Source organism: Bombella pollinis, from assembly GCF_026385485.1.
GTDB classification, from domain to species: Bacteria; Pseudomonadota; Alphaproteobacteria; order Acetobacterales; family Acetobacteraceae; genus Bombella; species Bombella pollinis.
Genome location: NZ_JANIDX010000002.1, coordinates 190,315 through 205,147 on the forward strand (window position 1 = coordinate 190,315; position 14,833 = coordinate 205,147).

15 protein-coding genes and 1 tRNA gene are annotated in these 14,833 nt (G+C 52.2%); 4 read left to right on the plus strand and 12 right to left on the minus strand.

All coding sequences use genetic code 11. The features are described 5' to 3' along the window. Positions 1-91 precede the first annotated feature (91 nt). The 3 genes from fusA to NQF89_RS02855 all read right to left on the minus strand — a co-directional run bounded on the left by fusA (position 92) and on the right by NQF89_RS02855 (position 4,567). The gene (gene fusA / locus NQF89_RS02845; RefSeq protein ID WP_266137457.1) at positions 92-2,203 is read right to left on the minus strand and encodes an elongation factor G; all 2,112 of its coding nucleotides are present in this window, start codon (positions 2,201-2,203) and stop codon (positions 92-94) included. A 123-nt stretch (positions 2,204-2,326) separates the two neighbouring features. Beyond that, on the minus strand, positions 2,327-2,632 hold the full coding sequence (gene rpmB / locus NQF89_RS02850; protein ID WP_099027157.1) for a 50S ribosomal protein L28: 306 nt from the start codon (positions 2,630-2,632) through the stop codon (positions 2,327-2,329). 129 nt (positions 2,633-2,761) lie between these two features. Beyond that, positions 2,762-4,567 (minus strand): ATP-binding cassette domain-containing protein, encoded by a 1,806-nt coding sequence (locus tag NQF89_RS02855; protein ID WP_155573311.1) that lies wholly within the window; start codon positions 4,565-4,567, stop codon positions 2,762-2,764. A gap of 170 nt (positions 4,568-4,737) precedes the next feature. Here NQF89_RS02855 and NQF89_RS02860 point away from each other — a divergent pair, with 170 nt between their 5' ends. Then, a complete protein-coding gene (locus tag NQF89_RS02860; RefSeq protein ID WP_230880604.1) occupies positions 4,738-5,589 on the plus strand; it encodes an NUDIX hydrolase in 852 nt (283 codons plus the stop codon). Positions 5,590-5,639: 50 nt separating this feature from the next. Next, complete coding sequence (locus NQF89_RS02865) at positions 5,640-6,782, plus strand: AI-2E family transporter (protein ID WP_266137458.1); 1,143 nt, start codon at positions 5,640-5,642, stop codon at positions 6,780-6,782. Between the two features lie 11 nt (positions 6,783-6,793). Here the strand turns inward: NQF89_RS02865 and NQF89_RS02870 are convergent. From NQF89_RS02870 to NQF89_RS02900, 7 genes are all read right to left on the minus strand, one after another. After that, a tRNA-Pro gene (locus tag NQF89_RS02870) sits at positions 6,794-6,870 on the minus strand. A 74-nt stretch (positions 6,871-6,944) separates the two neighbouring features. Further along, positions 6,945-8,045, minus strand: a complete 1,101-nt coding sequence (locus NQF89_RS02875; protein ID WP_155579407.1) for a MerR family transcriptional regulator — start codon at positions 8,043-8,045, stop codon at positions 6,945-6,947. Then, the gene (locus NQF89_RS02880) at positions 8,042-8,353 is read right to left on the minus strand and encodes an integration host factor subunit alpha (protein ID WP_266137459.1); all 312 of its coding nucleotides are present in this window, start codon (positions 8,351-8,353) and stop codon (positions 8,042-8,044) included. Before NQF89_RS02880 ends, NQF89_RS02875 begins: the two co-directional genes overlap by 4 nt. A 72-nt stretch (positions 8,354-8,425) precedes the next feature. Further along, the gene (locus NQF89_RS02885; protein ID WP_155573314.1) at positions 8,426-9,415 is read right to left on the minus strand and encodes a beta-ketoacyl-ACP synthase III; all 990 of its coding nucleotides are present in this window, start codon (positions 9,413-9,415) and stop codon (positions 8,426-8,428) included. 8 nt (positions 9,416-9,423) lie between these two features. Continuing rightward, positions 9,424-10,527, minus strand: coding sequence for a phosphate acyltransferase PlsX (gene plsX, locus NQF89_RS02890; protein ID WP_155573315.1), 1,104 nt, complete (start codon positions 10,525-10,527; stop codon positions 9,424-9,426). A 107-nt stretch (positions 10,528-10,634) separates the two neighbouring features. Next, a complete protein-coding gene (gene rpmF / locus NQF89_RS02895; protein ID WP_099027164.1) occupies positions 10,635-10,838 on the minus strand; it encodes a 50S ribosomal protein L32 in 204 nt (67 codons plus the stop codon). Between the two features lie 222 nt (positions 10,839-11,060). Further along, the gene (locus tag NQF89_RS02900) at positions 11,061-11,660 is read right to left on the minus strand and encodes a DUF177 domain-containing protein (protein WP_155579409.1); all 600 of its coding nucleotides are present in this window, start codon (positions 11,658-11,660) and stop codon (positions 11,061-11,063) included. A 214-nt stretch (positions 11,661-11,874) separates the two neighbouring features. On the opposite strand from NQF89_RS02900, the gene NQF89_RS02905 reads away from it, so the two are divergent. Continuing rightward, positions 11,875-12,399 (plus strand): outer membrane protein assembly factor BamE, encoded by a 525-nt coding sequence (locus tag NQF89_RS02905; protein ID WP_230873286.1) that lies wholly within the window; start codon positions 11,875-11,877, stop codon positions 12,397-12,399. Positions 12,400-12,457: 58 nt separating this feature from the next. Here the strand turns inward: NQF89_RS02905 and NQF89_RS02910 are convergent, their stop codons facing one another. After that, entirely contained in the window at positions 12,458-12,934 is a 477-nt protein-coding gene (locus NQF89_RS02910) for a MarR family winged helix-turn-helix transcriptional regulator (RefSeq protein ID WP_155573318.1), read from the minus strand. A gap of 206 nt (positions 12,935-13,140) precedes the next feature. Between NQF89_RS02910 and rpsU the strand changes: the two genes are divergently transcribed. Continuing rightward, on the plus strand, positions 13,141-13,344 hold the full coding sequence (gene rpsU / locus NQF89_RS02915) for a 30S ribosomal protein S21 (protein ID WP_026294133.1): 204 nt from the start codon (positions 13,141-13,143) through the stop codon (positions 13,342-13,344). Between the two features lie 76 nt (positions 13,345-13,420). Here rpsU and NQF89_RS02920 read toward each other — a convergent pair whose 3' ends face one another. Then, a complete protein-coding gene (locus NQF89_RS02920; RefSeq protein ID WP_266137460.1) occupies positions 13,421-14,833 on the minus strand; it encodes an ArnT family glycosyltransferase in 1,413 nt (470 codons plus the stop codon).

Genomic DNA, 14,833 nt, shown 5'->3' on the forward strand with positions numbered 1-14,833 from the left:
TCTTAGGGATAAGGTCAAGCCCAAAAAGAAAACCCTCCGCCAGATGACTGACGGAGGGCCTCCCCTAAGCAAGACTTACCTGCAAAGCGTCTTAGGTACGCTCTGCGATAATCTCATCCTGCACGTTGCGCGGCACAGCTTCATAATGATGGAACTGCATTGTAAAGGACGCACGGCCCTTTGTTGCGGAACGCAGATGAGAAATGTAACCGAACATTTCCTTCAGCGGTACTTGAGAGCGAATCAGAACAGTAGAGCCAGAGGTCTCCTGATTCTGAATGATACCACGGCGGCGGTTAAGGTCACCCACAACGTCACCAACATGATCGTTCGGTGTGGTGATTTCCACATCCATGATAGGCTCCAGAATAACCGGGCCAGCCTTCTTCATCCCCTCGCGGAAGCACGCCTTAGCGGCGATCTCAAAGGCCAGAGCGGAAGAGTCAACATCATGGTACTTACCGTCTTCCAGCGTGAACTGAAAGCCCACAGTCTCGAAGCCTGCTAGAACACCCGTGCTGGCCTGCATACGGATACCTTTTTCCACCGCAGGAATATATTCCTTCGGCACGGCACCACCGACAATCTTATTCTCGAAGAGAATCTCTTCTGCGCCCTTCTCTGTCAGCGGCTCGAAGGTGATCTTCACCTCAGCGAACTGACCAGACCCACCGGACTGCTTCTTATGCGTGTATGTCTCGGTGTGGGACTGTGTGATGGTCTCACGATAAGCCACCTGCGGAGCACCGATATTGGCATCCACGCCATATTCACGGCGCAGGCGGTCCACGATGATGTCCAGATGCAACTCACCCATACCGGAGAGGATGGTCTGGCCTGTCTCTTGGTCTGTACGCAGATGCAAGGACGGATCCTCAGCTGTCAGCTTTTGGAGAGCCAGTGTCATCTTCTCAACGGCGTCTTTGGTCTTCGGCTCGACAGAAATATCAATCACCGGAACCGGGAACTGCATACGCTCCAAAATGACAGGGTCAGCAGCATCAGCCAAAGTATCACCTGTTACAGTGTCCTTCAGCCCCACGAAGGCAGCAATATCACCAGCTCCAACAGACTTTACTTCCTGACGCTTATCAGCGTGCATTTGGAACATGCGGCCCACACGCTCCTTGGTGCCCTTGGTGGTGTTCAGCACGGTATCACCCGTATTCAACACACCACGATAGACACGCACGAAGGTCAATGTGCCGTATTTATCGGAGATAATCTTAAAGGCCAGACCAGCAAACTTACCCTCTGGGTCAACCGGGATGATCGGCAAGAAGCTCTCATCAACTTCCTTATCTTCCGGCGGAGCAATACGGATGCCCTCAACCTCATCAGGAGCAGGAAGGTAATCAATCACGGCATCAAGAAGAGGCTGCACACCCTTATTCTTAAAGGCAGTACCGCACAGGACAGGGCGGAACTCACCAGCGATTGTACCTTTTTTGATACAACGCTTCAGTGTGGCGACATCCACCTCACCTTTATCGAAATATTCTTCCATCGCAGCGGTATCGACACTCAAAGCTGTGTCGAGAAGGTTCTGGCGTGCTTCCTCAGCACGTTCCTTCATATCGGCTGGAATCTCTTCGTAATGGAACTTCGCCCCAAGCTCGCCACCTTCCCATACGATGGCGCGCATCTCCACGAGGTCCACAACACCGACCATATTCTCCTCAGAGCCAATCGGCAGCTGAAGGGGAATCGCCACGATGTCCAGCTTTTCCTTCAATGTGCTGAAAGCGTAGTCGAAGTCAGCCCCGGTGCGGTCCAGCTTATTGATGAAGATAATACGCGGCACGTTATAGCGGTCTGCCAAACGCCAATTGGTCTCAGATTGCGGCTGCACACCAGCCACACCCTCGATCACGAAAATCGCACCATCCAGCACGCGCAGGGAGCGGTTCACCTCGATGTTAAAATCGATATGGCCGGGAGTGTCGATGATGTTGATGCGGTGGTCATTCCACTCACACGTCACAGCAGCGGAGGTAATGGTAATACCGCGCTCACGCTCCTGCTCCATATAGTCAGTTGTGGTGTTCCCGTCATGCACTTCACCGATACGATGAGACATACCGGTGTAGTAGAGCATACGCTCTGTTGTGGTCGTCTTACCGGCATCAATATGTGCGGTAATACCGATGTTACGAATCTTTGAGAGAGCGGACTTCGCGCCCTGGACGCTATCGTCGGTCACGGGAAACCTCCAAAATCAAGGAAAGGTGCCTCGGCTTAATACCGGGGCACCCTCATAAGCCCTGTATGAATATCATAAATCGTCCTCCAGCAGAGCCACCCCAGAGGAACCATCAAACCCTTATCAGGCTGCGGACTGTGCCGTCTTACGCTCCTGAACGCGCAGGATACGCCGCTTAATCACCAGAGCTTCTGGCGTTAGCTTACGGTTTGGCGTGCCGAGCAGGAAGGAATCCAGCCCGCCATTATGCTCAACCGTGCGGATGCCCTTGGCAGAGAGGCGCATACGCACAGGGGCCCCAAGAATATCGGAAAGAAGGGTGGCCTCCTGCAGATTCGGCAGGAAACGACGGCGGGACTTGTTATTGGCGTGGCTGACGTTATTGCCCGTCAGTACCCCTTTGCCCGTGACATGGCAACGGCGAGACATAGAACTTCCTCGATACTGTGATACGCCAAGCAACGAGGCTCGGCGTGTTCCGTAAATAAGGCGGGCTTATGACTTACTAACGACGATACGTCAAGTCTTTCCTGCCTTTCTACCGACAGAAGCAGCCCGCTATCCCTCTACAACCGAATGAGCCTTAGTGAAACCCCCTCTTACCTGTAATCTCCACATTCCTGCATAAATACCCGCTTTTCTCAGCAATTCTTCATGCGTTCCCTCCTCCACCACACGCCCGGCCTCCATAACGAGAATATGGTCAGCCGTTTGAATCGTGGAGAGGCGATGGGCAATGACAAGTGTTGCCCGCCCTTGAGAGAGCTTCAATAATTCTTGCTGAATAGCATGCTCAGTGCGCGTATCTAACGCACTGGTGGCCTCATCCAACACAAGCAGGGGCGGATTGCGCAAAATCACACGAGCAATCGCAATGCGTTGCCGCTCCCCGCCGGAGAGGCGTATCCCACGTTCACCCACTATACTCTCTAGCCCATCAGGCAACTGCGCTAATAGGGGACCAAGCTGAGCGGCTTCTGCCACGCGTTGAATCTCATCCCTACTAGCCCCAATCCGCCCATAAGCAATGTTCTCAGCAATCGTGGCGTTAAAAAGGGATGTCTCCTGTGCAACCACACCGATGTGACCACGCACAACATCCACTGCAAGCTCTGGCAAGGGCACGCCATTCATGAATACAGTACCAGAAAGCGGGTCATAAAGGCGGCTCACCAATTTCGCTAACGTAGATTTACCAGAGCCACTCCGCCCCACAATCGCTACCCTCTGCCCCGCATGAAGCTTAAAACTCACATCCTTGAGACGCAGCTTATCAGCCTCATAGCCAAAGCAGACATGCCGCATTTCTATCCCCACACTACCTGATGGCCCTTTGGGCAATGGCGTAGGATGTGCAGGCGAGCGTATCTCTGGCTCTAAAGCAAGAAGCTCAAGATAGGATTCAATATCTACACGCGCATTACGCCAGCCAGCCCCAACATAATTTAAGGCCCCCACCGCGCTATAGACACTCCGCAAATAAGTGCCCATCAATACAAACTGCGCTACACCAAGACGATGCGCTAAAATATCCCTCACTGCCAGCCCCAATAAAGCCGCACTAGCAAAGGCGATTACGCAATTACGAATAGCTTGGGAGCCCCCAACAAGCCATTGCAAATGGCTCTCGGCACGATTTAACCCCCGCCATACGACTTTTTGCCGCTCACATTCATAGGCTATATTCCCAAAAGCACGCACAATATCGGCATTGAGCAGACTATCCACTATATGCCGATGCACCATATTATTCGCCGCATTACGCGCCCGCCGCGCCCGCATACGCCAGCGTGTAAAGAGATACGATATTGCGCTATATAAAAGGAGCGTGCCGCACAGTAGAACGAGGTACTCCCCACTAAACACACGCAACACGACAAAAAAGGTTAGCCCCAATCCCAGCATATTCGGCAATAGATTGGAGAGGGCCATATCCACAATCATGCTTGCCGCGTCCGCCCCTCGGTCAATAATCCGCGTTAAGGCCCCTGTTTGCCGGCTTTGATGAAAGCGTGCGCTAAGATGATGGATATGCTCCACTCCCAACACGCTAATACGTTCTTTTAAGGTCGTCCTTACCGGCATCATCAACACGCTACGCGCTGGCCCTGCTACGGCCCCTAAGACACGCAGCACCGTATATTGTGCAAGCAGGGCTATCATGGCTGCCGCTACGACATCACGCCCTGAAAGCTGACCAACCATACGGCTAAAAAGCCATGGCGTGGCCACTGTTGTGCCACTTTCCACCACTAATAGAAGGCAGGACACACCAAAGCGCATCACCCAGCCATACAGCCTTGCTGGTCGCACCTTTTGCCATAAAACACGCAGGGATAAACGCTGTGTCGTGCTGGATGCCATGAGCCCCTATCCCTTTTAGCATTGGAATGAGCTGAATAAGAATGACAATTTTTTTACACAGATAGCCCTTTTCTGCCAGTGGTTCCCTGTTATGGCTGTTACAAGCACGCCTTCCTAAGCAGGCTATCTTTTACGCATCCGAGCCTCTATCGAGGCCTTGAGAGGGACTTATGCTATCCCCTGCCGCCGCACCATTCCTCCGCCATATAAAACGCTGCCACAATGTCACACTCCCCGCAGGGCGAATCCCACTTTTATATCAAGGCATGACAATAGGATTAGTGGACCCTAACGCCCTAGACTGGCTCACCAGTGGTCCATGTGCATCCTTGCTCCATGTGACCTCTAACGCCATTACCCTCCCCGCGGGGGAGCATCTGCGTGACATCAGCACCGCCCTCATCGCGCAAGAGCGTGTTGTACCGTTTAATGAATGGTTTGATGTACGCACACCAGAAGGCACCATCATCGGGCAAATTGACCGCGCTCTTATTCCTGTTTTTGGTGTGGAGGCCTCTGGCGTCCATATGAACGGCCTCGTACGTAAAACAGATGGTTTATATCTCTGGGTTGCCCATCGTAGCCCCCATAAACGCCTAGACCCCAGCAAGTTAGACCATCTTGTTGCTGGCGGTATGAGCAGTGGCCTTACACCTCTTGAGACCCTTGTTAAAGAAGCGGAAGAAGAAGCGGCTATCCCTGCTGACATTGCCCAACAAGCACATCATGCCAGCACACTCCATTATGCTATGACGCGCCCAGAGGGCCTCCGGCGTGATAAGCTTTATTGCTATGACCTCACTTTACCTGAAACATTCATCCCTCATGCAAATGATGGTGAGGTCGAATCCTTTCATCTCACCCCTATTCAGGAGGTTTTTCAACGCGTGCGGGAAAGTGATGACTTTAAATTTAACGTCAATCTCGTTCTCTTAGACCTTTTCCTCCGCCTTGAGATGTTCGATAAGCAGGATAGTCTATTATTGACACGCGCTCTACACGGGCAGACTAAGCCCGCTTAGTTTCTCATTCCTTCATAGCCATAGAGCGTTGTGGTATTTTTTGGAACAACATGACCGAAACATCTCCTCCCCCCACACAAAAACCCTTCCCTAAAGAAGCACGCCAGTTGCGTCTGCCTGCGCCCTCCAAAACATTACAGCGGCGCGCACGCAGTTTTCTTGCGCTCTTCTTCATCATCGCTGCCCTTTGGACGCTAAGAAACATGCTGCCAGCCCTACTATGGGGCTGTATCTTTGCAATTGCGTTATGGCCTCTTTATAAACGGGCTACCAAGCGCTTCGGGACCTCCATTTGGCTTCCCCTCTCATTCACCGCTGTTCTAGCCTTGGTCTTTTTGGTACCGGTCTCCTTCATCAGCCTAAAAATCGCCGATGAGGTCAGCGGAGCTTTGTTGTGGGTCGATCAGATTCGTCATCAAGGCATCCCTACCCCAAATTGGGTGGACCGCCTTCCTATTGCCTCCGCGCAAGTGAAAGCCTTCTGGGCGCAACATCTCAATAACCCCGATACGTTAAACGAGCTTGTCCACTCCCTCAGAATGGGGCGCGGGGTTGCGTTTGGTAAACAATTTGGCTCTGAGATTCTCCATCGCGGTATCTTATTTGTCTTTTCTTTGCTTACGCTTTTCTTCCTTCTCAAAGATAGTGAGAGCATCATCCGCAAATGCCTCATCGGCTCACAGCGGCTTTTCGGCGCGCAAGGGGAAACATTAGCGCGGCAGATTATCTCCTCCATTCATGGCACTGTCTCCGGCCTTGTCCTTGTTGGGCTTGGTGAAGGGGCCATCATTGGAGTGTGTTACATCATAGCCGGAGCCCCACAGCCACTCATCTTCGGCCTCGCCACAGCCATTGCTGCCATGGTGCCACTACTGGGCTGGATTGCCGTAACGGGTGTATGCTTCCTCATCGCCTTTAAAGGTAGCATGCTCGCCGCTGTCATTGTGTGGCTTATTGGGGCGATTGTTCTCTTTATTGCCGACCACTTCATCCGCCCTATCTTAATCGGCGGTAGTACAAAAGTACCCTTCCTATGGGTTCTGCTTGGCATCCTTGGGGGGGCAGAAACATGGCATCTCATGGGCCTGTTCCTTGGCCCGGCCATTATGGCAGGCCTGCACATGCTCTGGAGCCTCTGGACCAGCAATAAAGGCCCGGGACTGCGTGTTGTGCGTTATCATAGGAGGAGATGAACCGCAGGAGATGGTCGGGCAGGCGGGATTCGAACCCACGACCCCCAGTCCCCCAGACTGATGCGCTACCAGACTGCGCTACTGCCCGTCGTCCTGCGGTGAGGAAGCTCTAGCAGCCTCGCGCCATTCCTGCAATGGGGCGAGGCTCTTTTTTAACTTTTTTTACTCTGTAATGAGCTGTTTCAACTGGTACAGCTCACCCTGTAACTCTTGTAGGAACTGCTGAATCCCTGCCTGTTTCTGCCCTACAGCGTGATGTTCTTCATCCCGGGCAGATAAGGCTTGCTGCAAAGAGGATCGCTCTGCCTTTAAGGTCGCATTAGCACTCTCTAGGGCTTGAACACGCTCTGTTAACCGTACCTGCTCCTGCCGCATCGCCTCCCCTTCCTTCAGAGAGCGTTTAAGCCGCACATTCTCATCTTCTAAAGTTTGCATGAGAAGGACAGACTGCTCAAACTTTTGAACCAACCTATGCCGCTCATTTTCTAACAACGTCTGTCGTTCTTCTCCCGCGCGAGTCTCAGCCTCATGGGTCGTTTGTCTTTTTTGCTCAGCATCGCGTAACGATTTACACTCTGCTCGACTGCGCGCAAGCTCCTCACGCAAAGCCACAAGGGCGGCAGTATGCTCACTCTCTTGCACCTGCATATGGGCTTTGTGCCCAGCTAACTCCCTCTTTAGCTGCTCTATCGTATCATGTAGGGCGGCGTTATCTTCCTCCAACGCACGCTTAGAGGCTTCATAGCTCTGACGCTCATACTCATCGCGACTCTGCGCGGCCTCTTGCTTTTGCCTTAGAAGCTCATTTTCATCCTCAAGTGTCTTGAGGGAGAGAGCAATCTGTCCAAACGCTTCCAACTGCTCCCCAAGCTGTTTATTTTCTTGCTCTAGCTGCTTCAATCTCTCTGTCAAAGAAGTCACATCATGACGTGATAAACCATGATTCTGAAACGAGTCTTCTTTGGAAAGTCGTTGCGATTCTGCAGGTTTTTCCGTCTTAATCACCCCATCTTGTCGCAAGCAAGAGATAATCTCGTGGCTTTTGGCCCCCTCTTGATAAAGCAGGCGCGCAATATGCCTTACAACTTCAACGGCATGAGCATCATAATAACTCTGCCCATCCTCACCTTGATGAGTCGCAAAAACGGGATATAAACTCTCCCACGAATGAAGACGATAAAGAGGCAGGCCTAGCTCCTCCGCCACACTCAAAGCTGAGCGTAACCTTTCCTGATGGAGGTGATGTGATGGCGTTGCTGTCATAACTGAACATCCTGCATCGGTGATGAGCTATTCACACTATCTCGTAATAAGCGTGAAGGACGAAAGAAGGGCACACGCCGCGCAGAGATAACAGCTTCCTCCCCCGTTAGCGGGTTACGGCCTAACCGGGGGGCTTTATCCCGTACGGCGAATGTCCCAAACCCACTAATCTTCAGCGGCTCGCCTCGCTCAAGCGTTTGGACGAAAAGCTCGAACATTTCCTCCAAGAACAAGGTCGCCTGCTGACGCGAAAAACCCTGCTCCTCTTGAAGAAAATCTACCAAATCGGCGCGTGCAATGGTCTCCATAATGGATAAACCGTATCACGCGCTTCTCATTTAGCACACTGAAAAAAATGCAAAGCCGTTAATAACCGCATATCACATACGGATTAAGGCTGAACCCCATGTTAAACCACCGCCTAGAGCTTCCATCAAAACAAGATCACCTTGTTTGATGCGCCCATCGCGTACTGCCTCATCCAAAGCAAGTGGAATAGAGGCCGCAGAGGTGTTTGCATGGCGGTCTACCGTGACCACAACGCGCTCTGCAGGGAGATGAAGCTTCTTAGCCATCCCCTCAATGATTCGAAGATTAGCCTGATGTGGGACCATCCATTGGATGTCCGTCCCCTTTAAGCCGTTTGTCTCCAAAGCTTCATCCACCGCTGCTGCCAGATTTACCACGGCATGACGGAAAACCTCACGGCCTTGCATCTTCAAGGCAACCTTGCCAGACGCACAACCAACCGCACCATCCACATAAAGGAGGTCACCCAAATGGCCGTCCGCATGGAGATGAGTTGATAAAATACCCTCTCCCTCACCAGCACCTGACTCTAGCAGCACAGCCCCGGCACCATCGCCAAATAACACGCATGTGGAGCGATCTTCCCAGTCCAGCAGGCGTGAAAAAACCTCAACCCCGATGACCAAGACTCGCCCCACTTGACCAGCACGAATCATAGAATCAGCTACCGATAGCGCATAAACAAAGCCCGAGCAGGCCGCACTAACATCAAAGCCAAAACCACGCTCCATCCCCAAAGCGGCCTGCACACGCACCGCAACAGAGGGAAAAACTTGGTCAGGTGTCGAAGTCGCTACGATAACAGCATCCACATCATCTGCTGTTTTGCCTGCGTAATCTAACGCATTCTGCGCTGCTTTATGAGCTAGAGAAACGGCTGTCTCGTCACCAGAAACGAGATAACGCTGACGAATACCTGTCCGTGTCCGAATCCATTCATCTGACGTATCAATCTGTGCAGCAAGCTCATCGTTACTTACAGCACGCTTGGGAAGAGCCGCCCCAACACCTGTTAACCGACTACCAGCTCTCTTATTCTCAGAGGAAGGATTCTGCGCCATGGGAGGTCTCACTCCTGCTCTTTTGCCTCTACGGGCTGGCCGAGCATCCCAAGCTGCTCCAACCGATGACGAATCTTATCATTGAGGGTGTTTTCAACAGCATCAATCGCGACATCCACAGCAGAAGCAAATCCCTCTGCATCTGCACCACCATGAGATTTTACAACAATCCCATTTAACCCGACAAACACCGCACCATTATATCGGCTAGGGTCAATCCACTCCCGCATGCGGCGCAAACCGGGGCGCACCAACATATAGCCGAGCTTCGTCAACCAATTCGTTTGGAAGACATGCCGCAGGAGACCTAGAGCCAGCTTTAAAGCCCCTTCCCCCGTTTTTAGCGCAACATTGCCCGTAAACCCATCGGTCACAACAACATCCGTTACGCCTGCGGTAATATCATGTCCCTCTACAAAACCATGAAAACTATCGGCCAACACACTATCACGCAGTCTTTCCGCTGCTTGCCTTAGCCGCTCATCACCTTTTAGATCTTCTGAACCAACATTGAGCAAGCCAATAGTCGGGGCTTTTAATGACAGAGTCGCTTGAGCGAAAGCCTCACCCATAATCGCAAACTCGACAAGGTTACGAGCATCACACACAATGTTCGCACCAAGGTCCAACATCACAACATCACCACGCGCAGAGGGTTGAACTGCCGCCATAGCTGGGCGGGAAATACCCGGTAAAGCCTTAACGATAATCTTCGCTAAAGCGAGCATTGCCCCGCTATTACCAGCAGACACAACACCGCGCGCTTCCCCCGCGGCAACAGCTTCCATCGCAGCGCGCATAGAAGACCCACGCACACGCAGAGCCGCGGTGGGTTTCATATCCATAGGGATGCTCTCTGGTGCATGGCGCACCGTGCAAGCAGCACTCAACCGAGGATAATTTTTAAGTGATTGATTTAGAATCTCCTCATCACCGATGAGAAGAATCCGAATCTTCGGATGATGGATAAGTGCCGTCTCCAGCCCTGCTAGGACGATTTTGGGAGCGTTATCCCCCCCCATAGCATCAACAGCTAGGGTAAAAGGAACTGAAGCTTGCGCCATCCGTTTATCAGCCTCGCCCTCAGCTCTGACGACAGACGCCTCCGTCATGAGTGCAGCCCCCTGAAAGTTCTTCCATCTTCCCTGTTTGCACAAACGCAAGACAGGCGCAGCCCTAAGCCATGCTCAGGGCTTTTCCCCTTTATACAAAGGGATGATTAAGCGCGGACAGCTTTCAGCGCACGACCTTCAGCATTAACAACCTCACGCCCATCATAATGGCCGCAATGGCTGCATACATGGTGCGGACGCTTCATTTCACCGCAATTTGCACATTCTGCATGAGCCTCAATACGAAGCGCATGGTGGCTACGGCGCATACCGCGACGGGACGGTGTCGTTTTTCTCTTAGGGACGGCCATGGGTCTCTGCCTCTCACTGGGTTATATTCCGGCTCCTGCTACCGCATAGCGCGGCCTCAAGCCAGAGAAATCTCAATTACTCTCACCACCGCCATAAGCTACGGTGCTTAGGCGTGGGGCTCTAGCAGAGAGAAAGCCTCCCTGCAAGCCATCAATGCCTTACGACATCACTACTCTGCACGTTTTTCTATCAGAATCGTTACAGAAAGGCCACTCTTGGCTCTATTTTTCCTGCATTTTTTTCAAAATATCAAAAGGAGTCTTTCTCTCTGCCCCAGAGCCTGCATCAAGCTCATCATCAGAGGGCGTAACATCCACAAAGCTCTCCAGCCCTGCTCCAGCACGGCGTGGATAAGGCGTTAGGCATAAAGCTAATTGCTCCGCTGCCGCTTCACCAAGGTCAATCATCCGTCCATCATAAGGGACATCATCCGCATCTTCTTGCAGCAAGCTTTCAATATCAATTTCATCATCAGCAGGCATAGCGGATTCTGGCACAAAGCGAAGCTGGAACACTTCATTCAGCACCTCCTCTACCGGCTCGCCTGTAATGATACAGGCTTGCTCAGCCTTTGCATGAAGATGCCCACCCGCTAATACAATACCATCTTGCCCCCGTTGAAGCTGGAACTCACATTTTAGCTGGCTTAACGACACTAACCCAAAACGCTGTTTAAGGGCCTCGCGCTCCTCAGCATTAGCCTCCACACACTCCTCTAAGGGACGACCAAGCTTTGCTAAAGGAATACGGCGTGAAAACTCCGGTGTTATACGCTCCAGCGGTACGACTGCACTAGGCTCGGCTGGGTTTTTAGGGGGCATCGTAACCTCACGAATGAAAGCATTTATAGTCCTTAACTATGGCACAAATGCTACGAAAACGCATGAAAAAAGATTGACATATCTCGCTCGCTAGGGCACCGGAAAGAGCCATATAACTTGCCCGCATGCTATCAGGACAATTCGCCCTCCCATGACTACCCTTACGACAAGTTGCTTTCGCCTGTTCCGGTCCCTAATAACGCGCCCCTGCTCCATGGCAGGTCTAGCGGCTGTCGGGCTCCTCATGCTCAGCGGTTGCGAGGCTATCAGCCCGCCACCTATCCCACGCGGAGCTTTGGTGGAGAAGATGGATTATGACCAGCTTGTCCTTAATTCCAGCACGCAGAATGATGCTCTAAGCATCCTCGGCTCCCCAACGGCGCATGCGACATTTAATGATAACACATGGATTTACATCTCCATGACGAAGGACCTCGTCCCACTGGCACATCCTGTTATTGATAAGCAGCAAGTCTTGGTACTCAACTTCGATAATTCTGGCATCCTGCGGAAGATGAATGTGCTGAATAAACGTGATGCCATTCATGTTCATATGGCAGGCGGGGTCACCCCTACACCGGGGACGCATATCTCCGTTATTCAAGAGCTGTTAGGCAATGTTGGCCGTTATAACCCGATGAACAGCATGGGCAACACCTTCGGCGGAATGGGCAATGGCATGGGCCCGATGAGTGGCCAAGGCACAGGCAATGGGGGCGTTGGCAACTCCATGCCATAACGCGACTCATACCGTTATGGATAATGTTAGGGCGTGCCTGATGATGGGTACGCCCTTTTTAATGCGAAACGCTTAAAGCCTCGACTGCCCGTAGCACACGGCGAAATCCATCAACTGCATTACCATCAACCTGTTTATAAGCCTGTATCACAACAGCCCGAATAGCCCCGAATAACTCACGCTCTAAATCCTTTCCCTTTGCTGTTAAGAAAATGGGACGGCGTCTTTTATCAGCACCATCCTCACGCTGCTCTACCAAAGCATTATCCTTCAACTCCCCCAAAGCACGGCCAAGTGATTGTTTTGTAATGCCTAGTTTTGCGCATAATGTGCTGGGCAATAAGCCTTCATGACTACCTAGCATGAATAAAATCCTATGATGTGCAGGGCCTAACCCATGATGGGCTAACCCCTCCTCACAGGCCAAAGACAGGCACCGCCACATCGTTAGCAAGCCCTCAAAAGACTGCCTGATGGAATCCTCACGCAAATATAGATGCGTCTCTACCATCGCGCGCCCTTCATCCTGCATCATACCCTCCTTTGCCACTATTAATGATGTGATTATGCCCATAATTCATAAATAATCGCTCCTCCCCTCTTTCCTTATCTAGAAACTATTGTCTCATCTTTTGGAGTATGATAGGCCCTTACGCACTGTAATCGGATCCCATCCTTTCAGTGTGCTGTGGTTATAACACATGCTGGAGGATCAGAACCCCCAAAGGAGATGACGACACCGTGCAGGTTCTCGTTCGTGATAATAATGTAGATCAGGCTCTGAAAGCCCTTAAGAAGAAAATGCAGCGCGAAGGCGTCTTCCGTGAGATGAAGCTGCGTCGCCATTTTGAGAAGCCGTCTGAGCGGCGCGCTCGTGAGGTGGCCGAGGCTGTACGCCGCGCCCGTAAGATGGAGCGTAAGCGTCTGGAGCGTGAGGGCTTCTAATCCCCTCATCTCGTACTGTTACGAATGAGAAAGCCATCCGCTACGGGTGGCTTTTTTCATAAGCGCATAAGCACTCTTACCGAATCTGCCAGCCTGTGCTCTTAGATTTTAGCTCAATACGATAAGCCCGCACACGTTGAGAGCCGCTATACCGCGTAATCTGCTCCCCCCTCGTTTGGGCAAAAGCATAATGCGCATCTTCTATCAAAAGGACAGGCTGCACATTCATCCGTGGGAGTTGCTCAATATATGCCCAACGCGAATCTAACCCGATTATCTGAAGGCCGCGCGGGTGGTAAAACGCTAAAATAGAGGCCAAGGCATAATCCCGCACAGCAATAGTTGAGATAGTCTTCTGCTGCGCCTGAGCTATAATATCCGCTGTTAATCGCCCCCATCCTGCACTAAGGCGTGTGATAGGATTCATCGAGGCGGGCAGAGCCATAAACCCCGTCAGAGCTTGGCTATAGATTAAAAACGAGCTTGCCATCCCCATCAGCACAGCCCCCTTTATGTGGCCTCCATACCCGGCACCTGCGACAATAAGAGGGGGATATAATACCCACACCCAATTTGCCTGAACGCGATCTCCTAGTGCATGACATAAGAAGACGGCCATCATCGGCAAAGCAAGCCATAAAAGCACGTTTTGCCGACTACGCGCCCGCCATAGCCCTAGCATGCACACCCCCGCTACCCACGGGGTCAGCAACGCCGCTTGCCCTAGAAAAAACTCCCCCAGAAACTGCCCTGCACGCTCTGGGTGCCATTGCATAGTGCGCCCCCCCTGCTTTAACAGCCCAGCCCAATGATGCTTCAGATTCCAATATAGAGTCGGCACTGTCATCACACAGGCAGCACAGCCCGCAACCCAGGGGCCTGCCATACGCCACAAACCGCGCTGGCTAAAGAGGATGTATCCCGCAAGCCCAAGCCCCCATAAAACCGCTGTGTATTTTGAATCCATCGCTAAGCCGAGGCATATACCGCACAGCACCCACCACCCCCAGCGGCTTTGTGGCTGCCCAACCCTTAGCGCGTGAGCCAAAGCCCATAGGGACATGGATAGAAAAAGACATAATGGTGCATCTGGCGTGGCGGGAATAAGCCCAATACTCGCCATAAGCGTAGCATTAAAGAGCCATATAGCCCGCCTCCCTGCTGATTTTTCCTCTGGGAAGAATTGCTGTGCTGTGAGAAAGATGAAAAGATTCGCCACACCGAACCCGACCAGCCCAACAAAGCGCACACCAAAGGCTGTATCACCCCATAAAGCCGTGCCCCCACGCACCCATAAGGCCACCATAAAGGGGTGATCCAGATAGCCCCACTGCATATGGCGCGACCATAGCCAATAATAGGCCTCATCCGGTACGAGCGGGATGCGTATGGCGAGCAGAAGATGCAACAGCCAAAGCAGCCCTAGAGCACCATATAAAAGACGCGGCCCGCGCCAAAAGGTGCATCTATTCCCGCCCGTGCTTGGCAT